The organism is Cyanobium usitatum str. Tous (assembly GCF_963920485.1).
In the GTDB taxonomy this organism is placed as follows: domain Bacteria; phylum Cyanobacteriota; class Cyanobacteriia; order PCC-6307; family Cyanobiaceae; genus Cyanobium_A; species Cyanobium_A usitatum_A.
On record NZ_OY986431.1, the window covers coordinates 2,224,395 to 2,245,097 of the forward strand.

A 20,703-nucleotide genomic window follows, 5' to 3' on the forward strand; every position below is an offset into this window, starting at 1 on the left:
TCAGTAGCGGTAGTGGTCGAGCTTGTAGGGCCCGGCTACCGGCACGTTGATGTAATCAGCCTGCTCCTGGGAGAGCTCGGTGAGCTTGGCGCCGATCTTGTCGAGGTGGAAGCGAGCCACCATCTCATCGAGGTGCTTAGGAAGCACATACACCTGCTTGGCGTACTCGTCGCCCTTGGTGAAAAGCTCAATTTGAGCCAGCACCTGGTTGGTAAAGGAGGCGCTCATCACAAAACTGGGATGGCCTGTAGCACAACCCAAATTCACCAAACGGCCCTCAGCCAGCAGGATGATTTTGTTGCCGCTAGGCAGCACGATGTGATCAACCTGGGGCTTGATGTTGTCCCAGGTGTACTGCTTGAGGGATGCCACATCGATCTCATTGTCGAAGTGACCGATGTTGCAAACGATCGCCTGATTCTTCATCCGAATCAGGTGCTCGTGGCGGATCACCTTGAAGTTGCCAGTGGCAGTCACGAAGATGTCTACATCGCCCACCACGTCGTCAAGACGCACGACGCGATAGCCCTCCATCGCAGCCTGCAGGGCGCAGATGGGGTCAACTTCGGCGATCATCACCGTGGCGCCAAGTCCGCGCAGCGACTGGGCTGAGCCCTTGCCCACATCGCCGTAGCCAAGCACCAGGGCAACCTTGCCGGCCACCATCACATCAGTAGCACGCTTGATGCTGTCCACCAGGGATTCGCGGCAACCGTAAAGGTTGTCAAACTTGCTCTTGGTGACTGAATCGTTGACGTTGATCGCGGGGAAGGGCAGCTCACCGCTCTTCTGCATTTGATAGAGCCGGGCCACACCGGTGGTGGTCTCCTCGGTAACGCCCTGGATGTTGGCGTAGATGCGGGAGTAGAAGCCAGGCTGGGCAGCCAGCTTTTGGCGAATACTGTTAAAGAGGGCGGTTTCCTCTTCGTTGGAGGGGTTATCTAGAACTGAAGAATCGCTCTCAGCCTTGGTACCCAGCACCACGAGTCCAGTGGCATCGCCACCGTCGTCGAGAATCATGTTGGGGGTGCCGCCATCGCCCCACTCAAGGATGCGGTGGGTGAAAGCCCAATACTCATCAAGGGTTTCACCCTTGTAAGCAAACACCGGCACGTTGGCCGCTGCAATCGCGGCAGCGGCGTGATCCTGGGTTGAGAAGATGTTGCAGCTGGCCCAGCGCACTTCCGCGCCGAGAGCGACCAAAGTTTCAATCAGAACCGCAGTCTGAATAGTCATGTGCAGGGAACCCGCAATGCGGGCGCCCTTGAGGGGCTGCTCAGCGCCAAACTTGGAGCGCAGGGCCATCAGGCCAGGCATCTCCGTTTCGGCAATTGCAATCTCCTTGCGGCCAAAATCGGCCAGGCCGAGATCGGCAATCACATAGGTATTAGTGCTTTGCAGCACGGGCGCGGAAGCCGTTGAGGCCGGTGAAGCCACCATGGGTTTTGTTTGGGGTACTGCTCGCTCCCGGCTGGGAGGGCGTGGTTTGGAAATATCTGCGGAGACTCCGAGGCTTCGGGCTCGCTGAAAATGCAATCTACAAGGAGCCCCTCATTCCTTGTGACGCAATCCTCGTGATGCAAGCCCTGTGATGCAAGCCCTGAGAGATGCCGCCGCCACCCAGGCCTTCGGTCGGCAACTGGCGCTGCGTCTACCCGCTGGCAGCATCCTGTTGCTGGCAGGTGACCTGGGGGCCGGCAAAACCTGCCTGGTGCAGGGCCTGGCCGCCGGTCTCGGCATTGAGGAGCCAATCACCAGCCCCACCTTCGCCCTCGCCCAGCACTACCCGCTGCAGCCTGCCGGCGGCCTGGTGCACCTCGACCTCTACCGGCTGGAGCTGGCCGCCGCCGCCGATGAACTGTTTGCCCAGGAGGAGGAGGAAGCCAGAGCCCTAGGCGCCCTGCTGGCGGTGGAGTGGCCCGAGCGACTCAGCCGCCCGCCGGCCGGCTGCTGGCAAATCCAGCTCAGCTTGAGCGACCCCTCTAACCCAGAAGCTGGACGCCTAATTGAGGTGCGCTCGCCGAGCTGATCGACCGGCCGGGGCAGCTTGTTGTTTTATTTAGCTAGCTAAGTCTTGGCTTAGCTAGCTACCGCGAATGAAGTGCCTGCCCCCAGCAGTGCCGCAATGATCTGGGCATTGGCGACCGGGAAGGGATATTCGCCCAGCTGCTCAGGCCGCACCCAGCGCACCTGCTGGGAGGCCAGCGGCTGGGGCTCGCCGCTCAACCAGGTGCAGAGATGCACAACAAAGCACAACCTCTTATGGCTGTAGGCGTGCTCCACCACGATCAGCTCCGCGCCCACCTCAACCTCAATCGCCAGCTCCTCCTCCAGCTCACGGCGGATCGTTTCAACGATCAGCTCACCGGGCTCCTGCTTGCCGCCGGGGAATTCCCACAACCCCCCCAGCAAACCCTCATTGAGCCGCTGATCGATCAACACCTCACCGGCGCCGTTGCGCACCACCCCCACGCCGATCACCTGGAATGGCAACTCGCTGGGGGCATCCATCACCAAGTAGGAGCGGCATCGACGGCAGCGTAGACAGCGCCCCGTAAACGTTTATGGCTCGGCCAATTGAGCCCGAATATTTTGGAGCCATGAGCTATCTGCCGACAGAACCCAACGACTTCGCCAGCAAAGCCATCGACGGCTTTGTAGCTGCCCATCCCCGCCACGTTCGGCGCACCGATGGCGGCGTGATCCGACTAGCACCGATCCCCGCAGGCCAGGTGGGTGTCGTCGTAGGCGGCGGCTCCGGCCACTATCCAGCCTTTGCCGGCCTGGTGGGCCGGGGTCTGGCCGCCGGCGCCGTTTGCGGCAACATTTTTGCTTCGCCCTCGGCAGGTCAGGTGCTGCGGGTGGGATCGGCCGTGGAACGCGGAGCAGGCCTGCTGCTGAGCTTCGGCAACTACGCCGGCGACGTGTTGCACTTCACGCTCGGAGCCGAAAGGCTGCGCCGCCAGGGAATCGACGTGCGCATCGTGACGGTCACCGACGACATCGCCAGCGCCCCCATCGACCAACCGGAATTGAGGCGTGGTATCGCCGGTGGCTTGGTTGTCTACAAGGTGGCAGGTGCCGCCGCCGAAGCCGGACTGCCCCTCGACGAGGTGGAGCGGCTGGCCCGCAAAGCCAATGGGCGCACCCGCACCCTTGGGGTGGCCTTCAGTGGCTGCACCCTGCCGGGAGCCAGCCAGCCGTTATTTGAAGTGCCCAGCGGCCGCATGGCCATAGGCATGGGGCTGCACGGCGAACCGGGTCTGTCGGAAGGGCCCCTCACCGATGCCGACAACCTGGCGGCACTGCTAGTGGAAAGGCTGCTGGCCGAGCGGCCGGCGGATGTGCCCGAGGACCAGCAACGGCTGGTGGTGCTGCTGAACGGGCTGGGCAGCTTCAAATACGAGGAAATGTTCGTGCTCTTCGGGGCCGTGAACCAGGAGCTCCTGGCCAGGGGCGTGGTGCTGGCCGACTGTGAGTGCGGCGAGCTGGTCACCAGCCTGGATATGGCCGGGGTGTCCCTCAGCCTCTGCTGGTTGGATGCGGAGCTGGAAGGCTTCTGGAACGCCCCCGCCGACAGTGCTGCCTACCGCCGCGGCGCCCTTACCCCACCCCCCCAGGCCCAACACGACCTGCTGGACCGCTTCGAGGCTGTGGAAAAGGCCTTAGAGCAGCGGGTTGAGGAACTCGGGGCTCTAGATGCCGTGGCCGGCGATGGTGACCATGGCCTAGGAATGCTGCGGGGCATTCGGGGAGCCCGGCAGAGCGCCATACAGGCCTGCACCCGAGGCTGCAGCACCGGGGAAGTGCTCATGGAGGCTGGAGAAGCCTGGTCTGACCACGGCGGGGGCACTTCCGGAGCCCTGTGGGGTGGCGCCCTGCTGGCAGCCGGCAACTCGATAGCTCAGGCCAGCGAGGTAGGAGCTACAGAGATTGCAGCAGCTTTCGACGCCGCCCTGCAGGCCGTGATCAGCCTCGGCCAGGCGGCTCCCGGCGACAAAACCATGGTGGATGCCCTCCAGCCCTACTGCCTAAGACTGCGCTCGGAGCTGCAGGCCGGAGTAGCCCTCGATCAAGCCCTACAGAACGCTGCGGAAACCTGCCTACTGGCGGCAAAAGCCACAACAGAAATGCTGCCAAAAATTGGGCGTGCTCGCCCCCATGGCAGCCGCAGCCTGGGACATCCAGACCCGGGTGCCATGTCGCTGGCCTACTGCTTGATAGCAGCAACCCAGGATCAACCGGCTACGTAAGCCTCAACCGCATCACTGATGCGGCGCAAGCCGGCCAACCCGTCACGCTCCAGGTTGCGCACCCGATCGCGGCTGATCCCCAGGATGCGGCCGATACCGGTGAGGCTCATCGGTTCGCCGCCCTCGGGGTTGTCGGAGCAAGGAATGCCATAACGCATCTTCAGCACCCGCCCCTGCAGCTCCGGCAGTTGCTCCAGCAGCGCTCGCAGGTCGCCCTTCAGGCACTCGCCATCCACCCGGTCTTCAGGCAGCTCCGCGTCTCCTGCCAGTAGGTCCAGCAGTTCGGTGTCATCGCCGTCGCCCACCTTCGTCTCCAGGCTCACCGGTTGGCGAGCACGGCACAGCAGATCCTTCACCTCTTCTTCCGGCAGTTCCACCGCTTCTGCCAGCTCCGTCACCGTCGGCGTGCGCCCCAGCAGCTGGCTCAGTTCACGCTGGCCCTTCTTGAGCTTGTTCAGCGTTTCGGTGATGTGGATTGGCAGACGGATCGTCCGGCTCTTCTCAGCGATTGCCCGCGTAATCCCCTGGCGAATCCACCAATAGGCATAGGTTGAAAACTTGTAGCCACGGGTTGGGTCGAACTTCTCCACGCCGCGCACCAAGCCAATCGTGCCCTCCTGGATCAGGTCCAGCAGCTCCATATTCCGCCGCGTGTACTTCTTAGCCACGCTCACCACCAGCCGCAGATTCGCAGCCACCATCCGCTCCTTGGCCCGACGGCCCGCCTGCAAGCGCTTCTTAAGCAGGGGCGCACTAAGCCCAGCAGCCTGGGCCAACTCCGCCTGGCTTGGCTTGTTGCCCAGCTGCACCTCCAACTCCTGCTCCAGCTCCTCCAAGCCCACCAGCTCCTGCACCTGGCGGCCCAGCGTGATCTCCTGCTCATGGGATAGCAGCGGCACTCGGCCGATGTCCCGCAGGTAGCTGCGCACTAGGTCGCCGTCGGCCGCGGGCATGGAGCGGGCAGCCTTGTCGGGAGCAGCTGCGCTGGGTGCAGTAGCGATGGCGACGACCACGGCGTTAGGGCTTTGAAGATGTGTAAAGCCTAACCTGAAGAAGTGTTAACTCCTCTCAGAAACCCCAAAAAGGCTGCTGCGGCTAGCCAGGCGCCGCGCGTTGCAGCAGCCAGGAGGCGGTTTGCAGGTAGATGAACACCCCAGCGACGTCTGTAGCGGTGGCAATAAAGGGCGCTGACATCAAGGCCGGATCCAGGCCCAGGCGGTCAAACAGCAGTGGCAGCGCCGCGCCAGCCGTTGCAGCGAGGGTGGTAATCGCCACCAGGCTCAGGCCGGCGGCCATGGCCACTACCCAGCTGCCCGCCACGTAGGCGGCCCACGGCACCACCGCCAGCACCATCAACAAGCCCAACAGGGCGCCGGCCACAGCCTCGCGCCAGATCGCCCGCCAGGCGCCCATCGCCTGAATGCGCTGGGTGCTCAGGCCCCGAATCACCACGGTGGAGCTCTGGGCTCCCACATTGCCGCCAGTGCCGATCAGCAGCGGAATAAAGGCGGCGAGCACCACCACCTGCTTGAGCACCAGCTCCTGGGAGGCGATCACCGCCGAGGTGCCGCTGTTGGCCACCAGCAGCACCAGCAGCCACACCACCCGGCGCCGCGCCACGGTGAACAGGTTGCTCTGGAAGTAGTCGTCTTCATCGCCAGCCTGCACGGCGCCGGCGGCGTAGAGGTCGCGGGTGGCCTCCTGCTCGATCACGTCGATGACGTCGTCCACGGTGACGATCCCCACCAGGCGCTGCTCCCGGTCCACCACAGGCACGGCCAGGAAGTCGTAGCGCTGGATAGCCCGGGCCACCTCCTCCTGGTCGGTGTCGGTGCCGACGCTCACCACATCGCGGGTCATCACATCGCCAATGCGCGCCTCGGGGTCGGCCGTGACCAGATCCCGCAGCGACAGGATGCCGGTGAGGTGGCGGGAGCCATCAGTGACATAAAGGGAATAGATGGTTTCGGTGTCGCGGGCGCGGCGACGCACGATCGCCAGGGCCTGGGCGGCGCTGTGAAACTCCTTGAGGTCGACGAATTCGGTGGTCATCAGCCGGCCCGCCGTCTCCGCCTCATAGCCCAGTAGTTGGGCGGTAACCCGCCGCTCCGCCGGGCTGAGTTCGGCCAGCAGGCGCCGCACCACCTTGGCGGGCAACTCATCAAAAAGCCGCACCCGATCATCGGGCGACATCTGCTCTACCAGCTCCAGCACCTCGCCGGAGCGCAGCCGCTCCAACAGGGTCTGCTGCACGGCCGCATCGAGGTATTCGTAAACCTCAATGGCCTCATCTTTAGGCAGCAACCGAAAGGCCAGGGCCTGCAAGGTGCGCGGCAGGCTGCCGATCGCTTCGGCCGCGTCCACCTCCTGCACGGGGCCGAGCAGCAACTTGGCGCCGTCGTAGTTACCGGCCTCCAGCAGGCTTTCCAGCTGTTGGGCGACCACCTCGGCCACCTGGATCCCATTGGCTTCGCTCATGGGCACCGCGACGCCGCAATTCTGAGTTTATGGGTCGCGGCTGCCTGCGGCTCGCTAAGGTCCGGCCACTTGATGACACCCGCACCAATGGCTATCTCCGTGAGCAATGTGGCCGTGCGCGACGCCAAAGGCGACGAGCGCAATTTGGGCGAATGGGCCGGCAAGGTGCTGCTGATTGTGAACGTGGCCAGCCGCTGCGGCTTCACCCGCCAATACGCAGGCCTGCAGGCGCTTCAGGAGAGCTACGGCACCCAGGGCCTAGCCGTGCTCGGCTTCCCCTGCAACGATTTCGGCGCCCAAGAGCCCGGAACGCTGCCAGAGATCCAGCAGTTCTGCTCCAGCACCTATGGCGCCAATTTTGAGTTGCTCGACAAAGTGGTGATGGCAGAAGAGCCCTACACCACCCTCAGCCAAAGCGAGCCCGCTGGCCCCGTGGCCTGGAACTTCGAGAAGTTTCTAGTGGGCAAAGACGGCACCGTGTTGGGCCGCTACAAGAGCAATGTGGAGCCCGATTCCGCTGAGCTGAAGGGCGCCATCGAAGCTGCCCTGGCCGCCTGAGCGGCGGACTCAACCAGCCGGCACCCAGCCGCGGCGGTCAGCGGCCTGCACTTGCAGCCAGCGCTGGCCGGAGCTGCCCCGCCAGCTGCGCAACACCCGCAGGGGCTCGCCGGGCCCTAGTTGCTGCAAGGCAGGCGCCCGTTGTTCAGGGGCGGCCCGCAAGGCCACAGCGCGAGTGGAAATCAAGGGATCGCAGGCGCTGCGCCGCCGCACCTCAAGGGGCCTGCGATCAGCCCCGCCAGCCGGCAAGCCCACGGGGGTGATCAGGGCGAAACCAAGCAGGGCCGCCCAGCGCCAAGCTGCAGCAGGCTGCATCATGCGGGTGCATGCCATCAAATGTCGAGCTGGGCCAGATCGAGGGTGGCGCTGTGGGCTTCGATGAATTCCCGCCGCGGGGCCACTTTGTCGCCCATCAGGATTGTGAAGATGCGATCGGCTTCGAGGGCATCTTCAATCTCGACTCGCTTCATCATGCGAGTGGTGGGATCCATGGTGGTTTCCCATAGCTGCTTGGGCATCATTTCGCCCAAGCCCTTGAAACGCTGGATCGTGTAATTCGCCTTTTCACCAAATGATGCGATCGTTTTCTTGAGATCGTCTTCGTTGTAGCAGTAGGTATGATTTTTGCCCCGCTCCACTTTATAGAGGGGTGGGCAGGCGATGTAGATGTAGCCACCTTCAACTAGGGCCCGCTGATAGCGGAAGAAGAAGGTGAGAATCAGGGTGCGGATGTGGGCGCCGTCGACGTCGGCGTCGGTCATGATCACGATCCGGTGGTAGCGCAGATTTTTCTCGTCAAATTCTTCGCCCTTGATCCCCAGACCTAATCCTGTAATCAACGCCTGAATCTCGGTATTTTTATAAATCTTGGCGTCGTCTGTTTTCTCGATGTTGAGAATTTTGCCCCGCAATGGCAGGATTGCTTGGAAGCGGCGGTCGCGCCCCTGCTTGGCTGAGCCACCTGCAGAATCGCCCTCCACGATGTAGATCTCAGACTCGGACGGGTCGCGGGAGGAGCAGTCTGCCAACTTGCCAGGCAGGGTCGAGCTCTCGAGCACGCTCTTGCGGCGCACCAGCTCGCGGGCGCGGCGAGCAGCTTCGGCAGCATTGAAGGCCTGAATCGCCTTCTCGAGGATCAGATCGATCACCGAGGGATTGAATTCAAGATATTCACTGAGGGCTTCCCCAACCAGCGTGTCAACAATGCCGCGAACTTCCGTATTGCCCAGCTTGGTTTTGGTCTGACCCTCAAATTCCGGTTCGGGCACCTTCACAGATAGCACCGCGGTGAGGCCCTCGCGGATGTTTTCGCCAGCCAGGTTGGTATCGGCATCCTTGCGCTTGCCACGCTTTTTGGCAAAGGTGTTGAGGGTGCGGGTAAGCACCGTTTTGAGGCCCTCGATGTGGGTGCCACCATCGACGGTGCGGATGTTGTTGGCAAAGCCAAGAATGCTGTCTGAGTAGGCATCCACGCACCACTGCAGTGCCGCTTCCACCTGTACGCCTTCCTTTTCACGGTTGACGTAGATGATTTCGGGGTGGAGAGGATCCTTCTCCTTATTCATGTAGGCGACATATTCCTTGATGCCGCCTTCGTAGAAATAGATCTCCTCATGGGCTTCGCCAGCGGCATTGCGGGCTGCAGCGCGGTCGTCACGGAAGACAATCCTCACCCCACCATTGAGGTAGGCCAGCTCGCGCAAACGCGAAGAGAGGGTTTGGTAGTCGAACTCAATGCCGGTAGAGAAAATCTCGATATCGGGCTTGAAGCACACCGATGTTCCGGTGCGGCCCTTCTCCCCAGGGGCTGATTGCAGGATGCCAATCGGGGCACCGCGCTCAAAGCGCTGGGTGTGCACCTGGTCTTGGCGGTAAACCGTGACCTCAACCCACTCGGAGAGGGCATTGACCACCGACACGCCAACGCCGTGCAGGCCCCCAGAAACCTTGTAGCCACCGGAGCCAAACTTGCCGCCGGCGTGCAACACCGTGAGCACGGTTTCAAGGGCGCTCTTACCGGTGCGGGGGTGGATATCGGTGGGGATGCCGCGGCCGTTATCGGTGACGGCGCAAGAGCCGTCGTCGTTGAGCACCGCCAGGATCTGGTCGCAGTGGCCGGCTAGGGCCTCATCCACTGCGTTGTCGACCACCTCATACACCAAATGGTGCAGGCCGCGGGGGCCGGTGGTGCCGATGTACATGCCCGGCCGCTTGCGAACCGGTTCCAGGCCCTCCAGAACCTGGATCTGCTCGGCGCCATAGGCGGCCTGAATTTTTGTGGAAGCTTGGCTTTCAGCGCTCATGCAGGAAGGTCTCCCCAGGGATTCGGCACAGGACGGCGAGATCCCGGGGCAAGTAAGGCGCAAACGAGCCCAAAAGCCCTTTTGCAATAAGCAATTTACCACCGCCGACCCGGGCTGACACCCCCTGGCAAGGTGGACCCATGAGCCCCACTGAGTCCGCAGGCCAACCCCTCGTCATCGTCTTGCTGGGCCCCACGGCCAGCGGCAAAACGGACCTGGCAATCGCCCTGGCCCAGGCCCTCGATCTGGCGGTGCTGAACGTGGATTCGCGCCAGCTCTACCGCCAGATGGACGTGGGCACCGCCAAGCCCACGGCCGCTCAGAGGGGGCAGGCGCGCCACGAGCTGCTGGATCTGCGCGATCCCGACCAGCCGATCAACCTGCAGGAGTTTCGGGCGATCGCCGAGGCCCAGCTCAACGGCGAGCTTGCCCGCAAACCCCTGGCCCTGCTGGCTGGCGGCAGCGGCCTCTACCTACAGGCCCTCACCCAGGGGCTGGAGCCCCCAGCGGTGCCACCCCAACCCCAGCTGCGCGCCCAGCTGGCAGCCCTTGGCCAGCCCCTCTGCCACCAGCTGCTGCGCCAGGGCGACCCGGTGGCTGCCGCCCGCATCGCCCCCGCCGATGCCGTGCGCACCCAAAGGGCCCTGGAGGTGCTTTATGCCACAGGGCGAACCCTCTCCAGCCAGCAAGGAGCCACGCCACCGCCCTGGCGGGTGCTGGAGCTGGGCCTAAACCCCACCGACCTAACAGCTCGCATCGCCAGCCGCACCCGGGGCCTATTTGCTGCGGGGCTGGTGGCTGAAACCGAAGCCCTGATCGAGCGCTACGGGGCTGAGCTGCCCCTGCTCAACACCATCGGCTATGCCGAGGCGAAGCAGCAGCTGGCCGGCGATCTCAGCGAAACTGAATCGATCGCCCTTTGCGAGCAGCGCACCCGCCAATTCGCCAAACGGCAGCGCACCTGGTTTAGGCGGCGCCATGCCCCGATCTGGCTGGAGGAGCGCAGCACCGAGGGGCAGTTGGCCCAGGCGTTGCAAGTGGTCGAGCGCGGACTAGGGTGAAGCGTTAGCGATTTCGCGATCCTTCACACCCCTGAATGCCTCCACGTCCCCGTTTTGACCGCCGTGCTCCCGTGCGGGAGCTGCCCAACATCAACGACCGCATCAGCTACCCCAACCTGCGGGTGGTGGATGCCGATGGCAGTCAACTGGGGGTGATCACCCGCGAGGAGGCCCTTGAAGTGGCCAAGGACCGCGAGCTCGATCTGGTGTTGGTGAGCGAGAAGGCCGATCCGCCGGTGTGCCGGATCATGGATTACGGCAAATACAAGTTTGAACAGGAAAAGAAGGCCAAAGAAGCCAAGAAGAAGTCGCACCAGACGGAAGTAAAAGAGGTGAAGATGCGCTACAAAATCGACTCGCACGACTACCAGGTGCGGATCGGTCAGGCGCAGCGCTTCCTTAAGGACGGCGACAAGGTGAAGTGCACCGTGATCTTCCGCGGCCGCGAAATCCAGCACACCGCCCTAGCCGAAGTGCTGCTTTACCGCATGGCCAAGGACCTCGAGGACAACGCCGAGATCCAGCAGCCCCCCAAGCGGGAAGGTCGCAACATGATCATGTTCCTCAGCCCCCGCAAGGCCGCTGCTCCCAAGGGCAATGTCAAGCCTGCCGCCGCAGCTGAGGCAGCGGGCTGAGGCAGCGGGAGCGGAGGGGCATTGAGCTTGTGTCCAGAGTTTTGTACAGGCTGTACAGAATTCAGGAGCGCCGCCAACGCACACCGCTCAAGCCGCACCAAGCCCAACCGGCACACGCGCGTATGCCAACGGGGGGATTGTCCCCAGGGCCAAGCGTCCTTATGGTGGCCACCAGCCCAATTGGCCCAACCCCGGCGTGCGATTCCACATCCAGCAGGAAAGCGACATCCCGGCGTCGACGCAGCTCTACAACCAGATCTGCTTCGCCATTGCGGCCCGCCACTACCCGCCGGGGCACCGATTGCCCAGCACCAGGCAGCTGGCGATGCAAACCGGCCTGCACCGCAACACGATCAGCAAGGTGTATCGCCAGCTGGAAACCGACGGCGTCGTTGAGGCGATGGCAGGGTCGGGCATCTACGTGCGCGACCAGCAAAAGCCCCGGGAAATCAAGCCGCCCCCGGGCCCCAGGGGCAAGCTCCTGCCGGACATCGACCGCCAGGTGCGCCAGAGCGTCGATGGCCTGCTCAATGCCGGCTGCACCCTGCAGCAGGGCCGCGACCTGCTCACCCGCGAGATCGACTGGCGCCTTCGCTGCGGCGCCCGGGTGCTGGTCAGCACTCCCCGGGAAGACATCGGCGCTTCGATGCTGATCGCCGAGGAGCTCAACCCCAGCCTCGAGGTGCCGGTGGAGGTGGTGCCAATGGAGGAGCTGGCGGCGGTGCTCAGCGAATCCAACAACGGCACGGTTGTGACCAGCCGCTACTTCCTGCAGCCGGTGGAAGAGATTGCCAAGCAGCATGGCGTGCGGGCGGTAGCCGTTGATCTCAACGATTTTCGCCACGAGCTCGACCTACTCAAGGAGCTGCGTCAAGGCAGCTGCGTGGGCCTGGTGAGCATCAGCCCGGGGATCCTGCGGGCCGCCGAGGTGATCCTGCACAGCATGCGCGGCAACGAGCTACTGGTGATGACCGCCAACCCCGACACGGGCAGCCGCCTGCTGGCCCTGCTGCGGGCCGCCAGCCACGTGCTCTGCGACCGCCCCAGCCTGCCGCTGGTGGAACAGAGCCTGCGCCAGAACAGGGCCCAGCTGATACGGATGCCGGTGGTGCACTGCGCGCAGAGCTACCTGGGCACAGCCACCATCGATAGCCTGCGCAAAGAGATCGGCTTACTGGCTACATGAACCGAATGGCCAGCTGAATCAAGCGGATGAAGAGATTCGAACTCTCGACCCTCTCCTTGGCAAGGAGATGCTCTACCACTGAGCTACATCCGCAGACGCCGGCGGCAGAGCCGCGACTTTGGAATCATGCATGACGGGGGGCCCCTCGGTCAAACTGGGGCCATGCTCAAGGCACTGCAGGCCGACCTGGCGATCATCAAGCAGCGAGATCCTGCGGCCCGAGGCACGCTGGAAATCCTGCTCTGCTATCCGGGGCTGCACGCCCTGACGCTGCATCGTTTCAGCCACTGGCTGTGGGGCCAACGGCTGCCGCCCCTGCCCCTGGTAGCTCGGCTGCTAAGCCAGCTGGGGCGACTGGCTACCGGCGTTGAAATCCACCCCGGAGCCCGGATCGGCCACGGAGTGTTCATCGACCACGGCATGGGCGTGGTGATCGGTGAAACGGCCGTGATCAGCGATCGCTGCCTGCTGTATCAGGGCGTCACCCTGGGCGGCACAGGCAAGGCCCACGGCAAGCGCCATCCCACCCTGCTGGAAAACGTAGTAGTGGGGGCTGGCGCCAAGGTGCTGGGTGCGATCACCGTGGGTGCCAACACTCGCATCGGCGCCGGCTCGGTGCTGCTGCGCGATGTGGCGGCCGACAGCACGGTGGTGGGCATACCGGGCCGGGTAATCCATCAGAGCGGGGTGCGCATCGACCCCCTGGCCCACTCAGCCCTGCCAGACACGGAAGCCAATGTGATCCGCAACCTGATGGAGCGCATCGACGTTCTGGAAATGGAACTAGCCCGAACCCAAGGCTGCCTGCGGGAGCTGGCTGCAGGCCGCCCCCTGCTGGAGCCCTGCACCGGGGCCGCTCAAAACCTAAAAGACCGCGAAATCCTGGAATTCTTGGGCGATAACCCTGGCATCAACAGCTGAGTGCCAGTTTCACAGGGCAACTTTTACATCAGTGTGGGCGAAGTCGTCGCCCTTAAACAGCAGCGGCAGGTCGAGGGCCACGGCCAGGCCATAGCTGAAGCGATCGCCCAGGTTGAGGCCGGCCCGGTGGCGGCCCTTGCCGAACTGGCGCCAGCCCTGGAGGGCCCAGTGAAGATGCGACCGTTCAAAAGCCACTGTCTGCACATTGGCGCGACTCAACAGCAACTCCAGTTCCGGCAAGCCAACAGCCTCCCCCAGATGGCTGCACACCACCATCTGGGCTTCAAACAAGGGGCGGTGCTGATCAACGCGCTTGGGGCCTCGCTGAGACAAAGGAGAAGCTCCGCCGCATCAGCCTCCACCTTGAGAATCGCCACCAGGGCTGATGTATCAACAACCATTAGGGGAACCTCAAACAGGCAAACCGTGCTCGTCGTAGAGCGCATCCTGCAGATCCTTGCTGGTCACCCCTGCCGGCCAGGAGAGCCTGCTGAAGCGATCCAACAGCTCTTGCGCCCGCTGCTGACGAGCCCGCGCACCGTGAAGATCGCTCTCCCGGCCTGCTCTCTCAAGCTCCGCGCGCAGTGCCTGGCGCACGGCATCGGTGACGGAAGTGGAGCGGCGGGCGGCCAGCTCCCTCGCCATGGCATGAACCTGCGGATCCTTGATATTCATGCCCATGGCTACACCTGGGTAGAAATCCAGCCTAATTCTGCCCAGATGGGCCTTGGCCACATCGCATTTCCTGATCCGATCACAACCAGCGTGCTTGCGAAAGCGTCAATGGCGCTTCCAGATGCAGGGTCCAACGCGATGCACATGGGCCAGCACCTCGGCATCCAGCTGATGCAGCAGCAGCTGGGCAAAGCGCTCGGGGATCCCAGGAAGAGCCGCTGTGCCGATGTGAGCTGCAGGAGTGCACTGGTTGGTCACCTGTTCTCTTCCAGACATCGCAATTCCAATCTCTCTCGCAGCTGCCATCAGCTCAAGCAGTCGCCCCCTGGGGTGCCGGCGCCGGCTGGAACATGAACATCGAGTAGATCACGTTGCGGCGCATCTGGGTCATCATCTCGAGGAACATATCGTAGCCCTCATTTTTATATTCAATCAGGGGGTCTTTCTGGCCATAACCGCGCAGGCCCACCGATTCCCTTAGGGCATCCATGGCTTGTAGGTGCTCGCGCCAGAGGGTGTCGATCTGCTGGAGGATGAAGTAGCGCTCCGCTTCGCGCATCAGGCCAGGGCGCTGCTGCTCAACTTGGCCTTCTTTGATGTCGTAGGCATTGCGCAGCTGCTCCTGTAGGAAGGCCTTGAGCTCCTCCACCCCTAAACCCTGCAGCTGATCTGGGGTGAGATCTTCCAGGATATAAATAAACTCCTTGGTTTTATCCACCAGGCGGCTGAGATCCCACTCCTCGGGTGGTAGCTCGGGGTTTACATAGGCCTCCACGATGTCTTCCACCGTGCGCTCGCCGTAGCCGATCACCTGGGCCTTGAGCTCCCGACCCTCCAGCACTCGCCGCCGCTCGGTATAAACGGCTTTACGCTGATTGTTCATCACTTCGTCGTATTCAAATACCTGCTTGCGGATGTCGTAGTAGTAGGTTTCGACCTTCTTCTGGGCTCCTTCCAGCGAGCGGGTGAGCATGCCCGATTCGATCGGCATGTCTTCCTCCACTCGGAAGGCATTCATCAGCCCGGCCACTCGGTCACCGCCAAAGATGCGCAGCAGGTTGTCCTCCAGCGACAGGAAGAAGCGGGTGGAGCCTGGGTCTCCCTGACGGCCAGCGCGGCCGCGCAGCTGGTTGTCGACGCGGCGGGATTCGTGGCGCTCGGTGCCGATCACGTGCAAGCCACCGGCCTCGCGCACCTGCTGCTCGTCTTGCTTGACCACGGCGTCGTATTCAGCCTTCACCTGGGCGATGCAGTCGCGCAGGGCCTGTATCTGGGGGTCGTCGCTGGGGGCCTTTTCGGCTGCCTGGGCGATGCGATCTTCCAGCTCCAGCAGGGTGAGCTGCCGGTCGCCCCATTCCCCTACAAGAGCCTTGGCGAGGGCGCCCAGCTCTTGCTCGCTAGCTTCGCTGAGGCTGCAGGGATAGAGGCTCCCCAAACTGCGGGCCTCACGCACGGCCTTCGCCGAAGGGATGGGCCGGTGCTCATTCTCGGGACGCACCAGCTTGGGCAGCAGCACCTCGCGCAGCTTGAGGCGGGCCATGTAATCGCTGTTGCCGCCGAGGATAATGTCGGTGCCGCGGCCCGCCATGTTGGTGGCGATGGTCACGGCGCCGGCCCGGCCTGCTTGGGCCACGATCTCGGCTTCCCGCTCCACGTTTTCGGGTTTGGCGTTGAGCAGGTTGTGGGGGATTTCTTGCTCAGCCAGCAGGGCACTGAGTAGCTCCGATTTCTCCACGCTGGTGGTGCCCACCAGCACCGGGCGGCCACCCTTGTGCACCTCAGCGGTTTCCAGGGCGACGGCGCGCCACTTGGCAGTTTCCGTTTTGTACACCTGGTCGGTCCAATCGGAGCGGGAGCGCACCCGGTTGGTGGGCACGATTGCCACCTCGAGTTTGTAAGTCTTCTCGAATTCCACCTCTTCGGTTTTGGCGGTGCCGGTCATGCCGGCCAGGCGCGGGTAGAGGAGGAAGAAGTTTTGGTAGGTGATCGAGGCGAGGGTTTGGGTTTCGGGCTGGATCTCCAGCTGCTCCTTGGCCTCAATCGCCTGGTGCAGGCCGTCGCTCCAGCGCCGCCCTGGCATTACCCGGCCGGTGAATTCATCAACGATCACCGCATCGCCATTGCGCACGATGTAGTTCACGTCTCGGGCAAACATCTCCTTGGCCTTGAGCGCATTGCCAATGAAGTGGGCCCAGGGGTCTTCTGGGTTGAAGAGATCACTCACTCCCAGCTGCTGCTCAGCCTTGGCGTAGCCCTCGTCGGTGAGGGTCACATTGCGCTGCTTCTCGTCGACCTCATAGTCGCCCTCGGGGTCGATGCCGTCTTTACCCAGCTCGGCCGAGCGCTCCAGCAGCTCAGCCACCTCGGCGGCGCGGCGGTATTTCTCCTGGGGGCGCTCAATCTGGCCGGAGATGATCAGCGGCGTGCGGGCCTCATCGATCAGGATCGAATCGACCTCGTCGATCACGCAGTAGTTGGGCTGGCGCTGCACCACTTCAGCGATGTCGCTGGCCATGTTGTCGCGCAGATAGTCGAAGCCCAGCTCGCTGTTGGTGGCGTAGGTGATGTCGCAGGCGTAGTTGGCGCGGCGGGCTGCTGGCGCCATCTCCTGCTGGATCAGGCCCACCGATAGCCCTAGGAAGCGGTGCACCTGGCCCATCCACTCGGCGTCACGGCGGGCCAGGTAGTCGTTCACGGTCACCACGTGCACGCCGCGGCCGGTGAGGGCGTTGAGGTAGGCGGGCAGGGTGGCCACGAGGGTTTTGCCCTCGCCGGTTTTCATCTCGGCGATCTGGCCGTCATGCAGCACCATGCCGCCGATCAGCTGCACGTCGAAGTGACGCATGCCCAGCACCCGCTTACCCGCTTCGCGCACCACGGCGAAGGCCTGGGGCAGCAGCTCATCGAGCAGGGCCCGCTCCTTGGCGGCGTTGCCGGCCACCTGCTCCAGCTTCTGGCGAAACTCACCGGTGAGGCCTCGCAGCTCGTCGTCAGAGAGGGGGGCGATCTCCTCCTCGAGCAGATTGATGTCAGAAACGATCGGCTGGTAGCGCTTCAGCTTGCGGGCATTGGGATCACCCAGCAGGAGCTTGAGCATGGAGAGAGCTAATCAGCGCTTCGCTCAGCCTACTGAGCAGCACAGAAGGCCAACAAAGCTGAACCGTGATCAGCCACCAGAAATAAGGCCCAGGCGAGCACCGCGATAACCGCATTGCTCGCGCACAGCCCCACACCAGCTGTGGTGCTCCAGATACCAGCGCACCGTTGCTGCCAAACCCTCCTCAAAGCTGTGGCGCGGCTGCCAGCCCAGCTCGCTGCTGATTCGGGTTGGATCAATCGCGTACCGCCGGTCGTGACCAGGGCGATCCGTCACCGGTGTGACCAGGCGGCTGTGGGGGGCACCAGCGGGCAGCAGGTCATCGAGCGCACTGCAGATCGCTTCCACCACCTCTTTGTTCGTGCGCTCCCCATGGCCTCCCACGCAGTAGCTGCGGCCCAGCTGCCCCTGGGTTGCCGCCAGCAGCAGCGCATCCACGTGATCTTCCACATAGAGCCAATCGCGCACGTTCTGCCCATCGCCATAAAGCGGAATCAGCTCGCCGGCAGCGGCCTTGAGGATCACCACCGGAATCAGCTTCTCGGGGAATTGCCAGGGGCCGTAGTTGTTGGAGCAGTTGGTGAGCACCACCGGCAGGCCATAGGTGTGGTGCCAGGCGCTCACCAGGTGATCACTGGCCGCCTTGCTCGCTGAATAGGGGCTGCGGGGGTCGTAGGGGGTGGTCTCCGAGAAGCGCCCCGTAGCCCCAAGCGAGCCGAACACCTCATCGGTGCTGATGTGATGAAAACGAAAACCCGCCTGGCGCTCAGCGCTCAGACCTTCCCAGTGGGCCCGCACCGCCTGCAGCAGCTGAAAGGTGCCGCTCACATTGCTCTCGATAAAGGGCCCCGGCCCCTCGATCGAGCGGTCCACGTGGCTCTCGGCCGCTAGGTGCAGCACCAGGTCAGGATCGGCCTGCTGCACCGCCGCCGCCGTGGCCGCCGCATCGGTGAGATCCACCTTGAGGAGCTGGTGGCGTGCTGCCGCCTGGGGCAGCGCCTCGATGCTGGTGAGGTCGCTGGCGTAACCGCATTTATCGAGATTGAACACCAACGCCTCGCTTTCGCTCAGCAGGCGCCGCACCATCGCCCCGCCGATAAAGCCGGCCCCACCGGTCACCAGGATGCGGCGGCGGCCGGCCAGGAGCGCTGAAACGTCGGGTGGGTGGGTCATTGGAGAGTTACGAGAAGTTGACGCAGCGCCTGCCGCCAAGGGGTGGGGGCCAGGCCAAGGGCCTTGCGGCTGCTGGAGCAATCCAGCAGCGAGTAACTGGGCCGCTGGGCCGGCAGTGGATATTCCGCCGTAGTGAGCGGATTCACAAGAGCTGGCTGCTCCAAGAGCCCCAGCTCCTGAGCCAACTCGCCCACTGCCACAGCCACGTCAAACCAGCTAGCGGCTCCCGCATCGCTCCAATGCAGCACCGGCGCACTAATGCCAGCGCTGATCACCCGCCAGCAAGCCGCCGCCAGGGTATGGGTGCTGGTGGGGCAACCCACCTGGTCTTCCACCACGCCGATCTGCTGGCGTTCCCGGTGCAGCCGCAGCATGGTGAGGGCAAAGTTCTTGCCCACCGGCCCCATCACCCAGCTGGTGCGCAAAATCACTCCCCGCCCTGCCCCTGCGCCGCCAGCAGCGGGGCCCAGTAGCTGCTCCACCGCTTCCTCTCCAGCGGCCTTGCTACTGCCGTAGACCCCCAGGGGATCGCGGCTCTGCTCGGGGCGGTAAGGGCTGCCCTGGCTGCCGTTAAACACAAAATCAGTGCTCACCTGCAGCAAGCGTCCACCCGTTTCCAGCAGCGCCTCAGCAAAGGCCCGCGGCGCGCCGCCATTCACCGCCAAGGCCAGCTCTGGCTCGCTCTCGGCCTTGTCCACCGCCGTGTAGGCGCCGGCGTTGAGCACCCAATCGGGGCGGTGATCACGTATGGCTGCGCGACAGGCGCCGGCCTCAGCCAGATCCAGGGCCAGCAAGCCATCGCCGCCGCTGCGGCAGGTGGCGATCAGCTCCACTCCCGCAGGCACCTGCTGGCGCAGCGCCTGGCCAAGTTGGCCGGCAGCGCCGGTGAGCAGCACCTTCACGCAAATACCTCCCCAGCCGCCATCACTGCCGCAAGCTCAGGGGCATCAGCATCCTTCTGCGCCAGCAAAGGCTCCATGCCGCCCAGGGGCCAGGCGATGGCGAGATCCGGGTCGTTCCAACGCAGGGAGCGCTCGCAGCTCTTGCTCCAGTAGCCGCTGGCCTTGTAGAGCACCTCAGCGCTCTCGCTCAGCGTTAGGAAGCCGTGGCCAAAGCCCACCGGCACCCACAGCTGCTGCTGATTGTCAGCGCTGAGCTCCGCTCCCACCCACTGGCCAAAAGTGGCGGAACTGCGGCGCAGGTCTACCGCCACATCAAAAATCACACCCACCGGGCAGCGCACCAGTTTCCCCTGGGGTTCGGGCTCCAGCTGGTAGTGCAGGCCGCGCAATACCCCGCGGCAAGAGCGCGAATGGTTGTCCTGCACAAAGGTGGTGGAGCAGCCCACTGCTTCATCAAAGCGGCGCTGGTTCCAACTCTCATAGAAAAAGCCCCGCCCATCGCCAAAAATCTGGGGCGTGATCAGCAGCGGACCCTCAATCACCACACCGGAGGCTGTGCTCAGCTGCTCAACCTGCATTGGAGACCTCAAGCAATTGCAGCAAATAGTCGCCGTAGCCACTCTTGCGCAGCGGGGCGGCCAGGGCCGCGAGCTGCTCAGCGCTGATCCAGCCCAGACGCCAGGCCACCTCCTCCGGGCAGCCCACCTTCAGGCCCTGGCGGTGCTCCAAGGTGCGGATGTAGCTGGCTGCCTCATGCAGCGAGTCGCAGGTGCCCGTATCCAGCCAAGCCATGCCCCGGCCCATCAGCTCCACCCGCAGCAACCCCTCATCTAGATATTGGCGGTTGAGATCGGTGATCTCCAGCTCGCCCCGTGGCGACGGTTGGATATGGCGAGCACGCTCCACCACAGAGTCGTCGTAGAAGTAAAGACCGGTCACCGCGTAGCGCGAACGGGGCTGCGCTGGCTTCTCTTCCAGGCTCAGCACCTGGCCGTCTGGCGCAAACTCCACCACCCCGTAGCGCTCGGGATCGCGCACCGGATAGGCAAACACCGTGGCTCCATCCCCTTCGCCATTACTGGCCTGCAGCTGGGGAATCAAATCGTGGCCGTGGAAGAGGTTGTCGCCCAGCACCAGTGCCGCCGGAGAGCCACTTAAAAAATCAGCACCGATCAAAAAAGCCTGAGCTAAACCATCCGGACTCGGCTGAACGGCATAGCGAATATCCATGCCCCAAGCGCTGCCATCTCCCAGCAAACGCTCAAAAGATGCCAAATCATGGGGCGTGCTGATAACCAGCACCTCCCGAATTCCAGCCAGCATCAACGTACTGAGCGGGTAATAGATCATCGGCTTGTCGTACACCGGCAGCAGCTGCTTACTCACCGCCTGGGTGATCGGATGCAGCCGAGTGCCGCTGCCTCCGGCCAAAATAATTCCCTTACGGGTCATAGGGAACGC

General features: G+C 63.6%; 20 protein-coding genes, 1 tRNA gene and 1 pseudogene. 7 read left to right on the top strand and 15 right to left on the bottom strand.

Translation table 11 applies throughout. From position 1 onward, the window contains the following. Nucleotides 1-1,440 carry an adenosylhomocysteinase gene (gene ahcY, locus U9970_RS12070; protein WP_322764391.1) on the bottom strand — a complete coding sequence of 480 codons (1,440 nt, stop codon included), beginning with the start codon at nt 1,438-1,440 and terminating at the stop codon, nt 1-3. Nucleotides 1,441-1,591: 151 nt separating this feature from the next. On the opposite strand from ahcY, the gene tsaE reads away from it, so the two are divergent. Next, the gene (gene tsaE / locus U9970_RS12075) at nt 1,592-2,029 is read left to right on the top strand and encodes a tRNA (adenosine(37)-N6)-threonylcarbamoyltransferase complex ATPase subunit type 1 TsaE (protein WP_322764392.1); all 438 of its coding nucleotides are present in this window, start codon (nt 1,592-1,594) and stop codon (nt 2,027-2,029) included. A gap of 50 nt (nt 2,030-2,079) precedes the next feature. Here the strand turns inward: tsaE and mutT are convergent. Further along, nucleotides 2,080-2,520: pseudogene (mutT, locus tag U9970_RS12080) on the bottom strand (8-oxo-dGTP diphosphatase MutT); the annotation flags it as partial. 80 nt (nt 2,521-2,600) lie between these two features. Between mutT and U9970_RS12085 the strand changes: the two are divergent. Continuing rightward, a complete protein-coding gene (locus U9970_RS12085) occupies nt 2,601-4,253 on the top strand; it encodes a dihydroxyacetone kinase family protein (RefSeq protein ID WP_322764393.1) in 1,653 nt (550 codons plus the stop codon). Here the strand turns inward: U9970_RS12085 and U9970_RS12090 are convergent. Both U9970_RS12090 and mgtE read right to left on the bottom strand, forming a co-directional pair. Further along, nucleotides 4,238-5,206, bottom strand: a complete 969-nt coding sequence (locus U9970_RS12090) for an RpoD/SigA family RNA polymerase sigma factor (protein ID WP_322766129.1) — start codon at nt 5,204-5,206, stop codon at nt 4,238-4,240. The genes U9970_RS12085 and U9970_RS12090 overlap by 16 nt on opposite strands. 142 nt (nt 5,207-5,348) lie before the next feature. Beyond that, nucleotides 5,349-6,731 (bottom strand): magnesium transporter, encoded by a 1,383-nt coding sequence (gene mgtE / locus U9970_RS12095; RefSeq protein ID WP_322764394.1) that lies wholly within the window; start codon nt 6,729-6,731, stop codon nt 5,349-5,351. Between the two features lie 87 nt (nt 6,732-6,818). Here mgtE and U9970_RS12100 point away from each other — a divergent pair, with 87 nt between their 5' ends. Next, the gene (locus U9970_RS12100) at nt 6,819-7,289 is read left to right on the top strand and encodes a glutathione peroxidase (RefSeq protein WP_322764395.1); all 471 of its coding nucleotides are present in this window, start codon (nt 6,819-6,821) and stop codon (nt 7,287-7,289) included. Nucleotides 7,290-7,298: 9 nt separating this feature from the next. On the opposite strand, the gene U9970_RS12105 is transcribed toward U9970_RS12100, so the two are convergent. Then, nucleotides 7,299-7,604: an SH3 domain-containing protein gene (locus tag U9970_RS12105; protein ID WP_322764396.1), complete on the bottom strand. Its 306-nt coding sequence runs from the start codon at nt 7,602-7,604 to the stop codon at nt 7,299-7,301. A 17-nt stretch (nt 7,605-7,621) separates the two neighbouring features. Then, a complete protein-coding gene (gene gyrB / locus U9970_RS12110) occupies nt 7,622-9,592 on the bottom strand; it encodes a DNA topoisomerase (ATP-hydrolyzing) subunit B (protein WP_322764397.1) in 1,971 nt (656 codons plus the stop codon). A 140-nt stretch (nt 9,593-9,732) separates the two neighbouring features. Between gyrB and miaA the strand changes: the two genes are divergently transcribed. The 3 genes from miaA (at nt 9,733) to U9970_RS12125 (ending at nt 12,474) form a co-directional block, all read left to right on the top strand. After that, the gene (gene miaA, locus U9970_RS12115) at nt 9,733-10,653 is read left to right on the top strand and encodes a tRNA (adenosine(37)-N6)-dimethylallyltransferase MiaA (protein WP_322764398.1); all 921 of its coding nucleotides are present in this window, start codon (nt 9,733-9,735) and stop codon (nt 10,651-10,653) included. Between the two features lie 35 nt (nt 10,654-10,688). Continuing rightward, the gene (gene infC, locus U9970_RS12120) at nt 10,689-11,288 is read left to right on the top strand and encodes a translation initiation factor IF-3 (RefSeq protein WP_322764399.1); all 600 of its coding nucleotides are present in this window, start codon (nt 10,689-10,691) and stop codon (nt 11,286-11,288) included. Between the two features lie 196 nt (nt 11,289-11,484). Beyond that, nucleotides 11,485-12,474 carry a GntR family transcriptional regulator gene (locus U9970_RS12125; RefSeq protein WP_322764400.1) on the top strand — a complete coding sequence of 330 codons (990 nt, stop codon included), beginning with the start codon at nt 11,485-11,487 and terminating at the stop codon, nt 12,472-12,474. A gap of 21 nt (nt 12,475-12,495) precedes the next feature. On the opposite strand, the gene U9970_RS12130 is transcribed toward U9970_RS12125, so the two are convergent. Beyond that, nucleotides 12,496-12,567: transfer RNA gene (locus U9970_RS12130), tRNA-Gly, on the bottom strand. 69 nt (nt 12,568-12,636) lie between these two features. Between U9970_RS12130 and cysE the strand changes: the two genes are divergently transcribed. Continuing rightward, complete coding sequence (gene cysE, locus U9970_RS12135; protein WP_322764401.1) at nt 12,637-13,395, top strand: serine O-acetyltransferase; 759 nt, start codon at nt 12,637-12,639, stop codon at nt 13,393-13,395. A gap of 9 nt (nt 13,396-13,404) precedes the next feature. Here cysE and U9970_RS12140 read toward each other — a convergent pair whose 3' ends face one another. The 8 genes from U9970_RS12140 to rfbA all read right to left on the bottom strand — a co-directional run bounded on the left by U9970_RS12140 (nt 13,405) and on the right by rfbA (nt 20,694). Then, nucleotides 13,405-13,728 carry a type II toxin-antitoxin system VapC family toxin gene (locus U9970_RS12140; RefSeq protein ID WP_322764402.1) on the bottom strand — a complete coding sequence of 108 codons (324 nt, stop codon included), beginning with the start codon at nt 13,726-13,728 and terminating at the stop codon, nt 13,405-13,407. Between the two features lie 78 nt (nt 13,729-13,806). Continuing rightward, nucleotides 13,807-14,130, bottom strand: coding sequence for a type II toxin-antitoxin system VapB family antitoxin (locus tag U9970_RS12145; protein WP_322764403.1), 324 nt, complete (start codon nt 14,128-14,130; stop codon nt 13,807-13,809). A gap of 45 nt (nt 14,131-14,175) precedes the next feature. After that, nucleotides 14,176-14,328, bottom strand: coding sequence for a hypothetical protein (locus tag U9970_RS12150; RefSeq protein WP_322764404.1), 153 nt, complete (start codon nt 14,326-14,328; stop codon nt 14,176-14,178). A 52-nt stretch (nt 14,329-14,380) separates the two neighbouring features. After that, a complete protein-coding gene (gene secA, locus U9970_RS12155) occupies nt 14,381-17,167 on the bottom strand; it encodes a preprotein translocase subunit SecA (RefSeq protein WP_322764405.1) in 2,787 nt (928 codons plus the stop codon). Nucleotides 17,168-17,236: 69 nt separating this feature from the next. After that, entirely contained in the window at nt 17,237-18,340 is a 1,104-nt protein-coding gene (rfbB, locus tag U9970_RS12160; RefSeq protein WP_322764406.1) for a dTDP-glucose 4,6-dehydratase, read from the bottom strand. Continuing rightward, nucleotides 18,337-19,242 carry a dTDP-4-dehydrorhamnose reductase gene (rfbD, locus tag U9970_RS12165; RefSeq protein WP_322764407.1) on the bottom strand — a complete coding sequence of 302 codons (906 nt, stop codon included), beginning with the start codon at nt 19,240-19,242 and terminating at the stop codon, nt 18,337-18,339. The genes rfbB and rfbD overlap by 4 nt, the downstream gene beginning before the upstream one ends. Continuing rightward, the gene (rfbC, locus tag U9970_RS12170; RefSeq protein WP_322764408.1) at nt 19,239-19,820 is read right to left on the bottom strand and encodes a dTDP-4-dehydrorhamnose 3,5-epimerase; all 582 of its coding nucleotides are present in this window, start codon (nt 19,818-19,820) and stop codon (nt 19,239-19,241) included. Before rfbC ends, rfbD begins: the two co-directional genes overlap by 4 nt. After that, complete coding sequence (gene rfbA / locus U9970_RS12175) at nt 19,810-20,694, bottom strand: glucose-1-phosphate thymidylyltransferase RfbA (RefSeq protein WP_322764409.1); 885 nt, start codon at nt 20,692-20,694, stop codon at nt 19,810-19,812. Before rfbA ends, rfbC begins: the two co-directional genes overlap by 11 nt. Nucleotides 20,695-20,703: the final 9 nt, after the last annotated feature.

Coding starts and splice junctions, on each gene's coding strand:
- U9970_RS12105 (WP_322764396.1), bottom strand. CDS start 7,604: ATGCAGCCTGCTGCAGCTTGGCGCTGGGCGGCCCTGCTTGGTTTCGCC.
- gyrB (WP_322764397.1), bottom strand. CDS start 9,592: ATGAGCGCTGAAAGCCAAGCTTCCACAAAAATTCAGGCCGCCTATGGC.
- rfbB (WP_322764406.1), bottom strand. CDS start 18,340: ATGACCCACCCACCCGACGTTTCAGCGCTCCTGGCCGGCCGCCGCCGC.
- U9970_RS12085 (WP_322764393.1), top strand. CDS start 2,601: ATGAGCTATCTGCCGACAGAACCCAACGACTTCGCCAGCAAAGCCATC.
- mgtE (WP_322764394.1), bottom strand. CDS start 6,731: ATGAGCGAAGCCAATGGGATCCAGGTGGCCGAGGTGGTCGCCCAACAG.
- cysE (WP_322764401.1), top strand. CDS start 12,637: ATGCTCAAGGCACTGCAGGCCGACCTGGCGATCATCAAGCAGCGAGAT.
- miaA (WP_322764398.1), top strand. CDS start 9,733: ATGAGCCCCACTGAGTCCGCAGGCCAACCCCTCGTCATCGTCTTGCTG.
- U9970_RS12090 (WP_322766129.1), bottom strand. CDS start 5,206: ATGCCCGCGGCCGACGGCGACCTAGTGCGCAGCTACCTGCGGGACATC.
- U9970_RS12100 (WP_322764395.1), top strand. CDS start 6,819: ATGGCTATCTCCGTGAGCAATGTGGCCGTGCGCGACGCCAAAGGCGAC.
- infC (WP_322764399.1), top strand. CDS start 10,689: ATGCCTCCACGTCCCCGTTTTGACCGCCGTGCTCCCGTGCGGGAGCTG.
- ahcY (WP_322764391.1), bottom strand. CDS start 1,440: ATGGTGGCTTCACCGGCCTCAACGGCTTCCGCGCCCGTGCTGCAAAGC.
- rfbA (WP_322764409.1), bottom strand. CDS start 20,694: ATGACCCGTAAGGGAATTATTTTGGCCGGAGGCAGCGGCACTCGGCTG.
- rfbC (WP_322764408.1), bottom strand. CDS start 19,820: ATGCAGGTTGAGCAGCTGAGCACAGCCTCCGGTGTGGTGATTGAGGGT.
- tsaE (WP_322764392.1), top strand. CDS start 1,592: ATGCAAGCCCTGAGAGATGCCGCCGCCACCCAGGCCTTCGGTCGGCAA.
- secA (WP_322764405.1), bottom strand. CDS start 17,167: ATGCTCAAGCTCCTGCTGGGTGATCCCAATGCCCGCAAGCTGAAGCGC.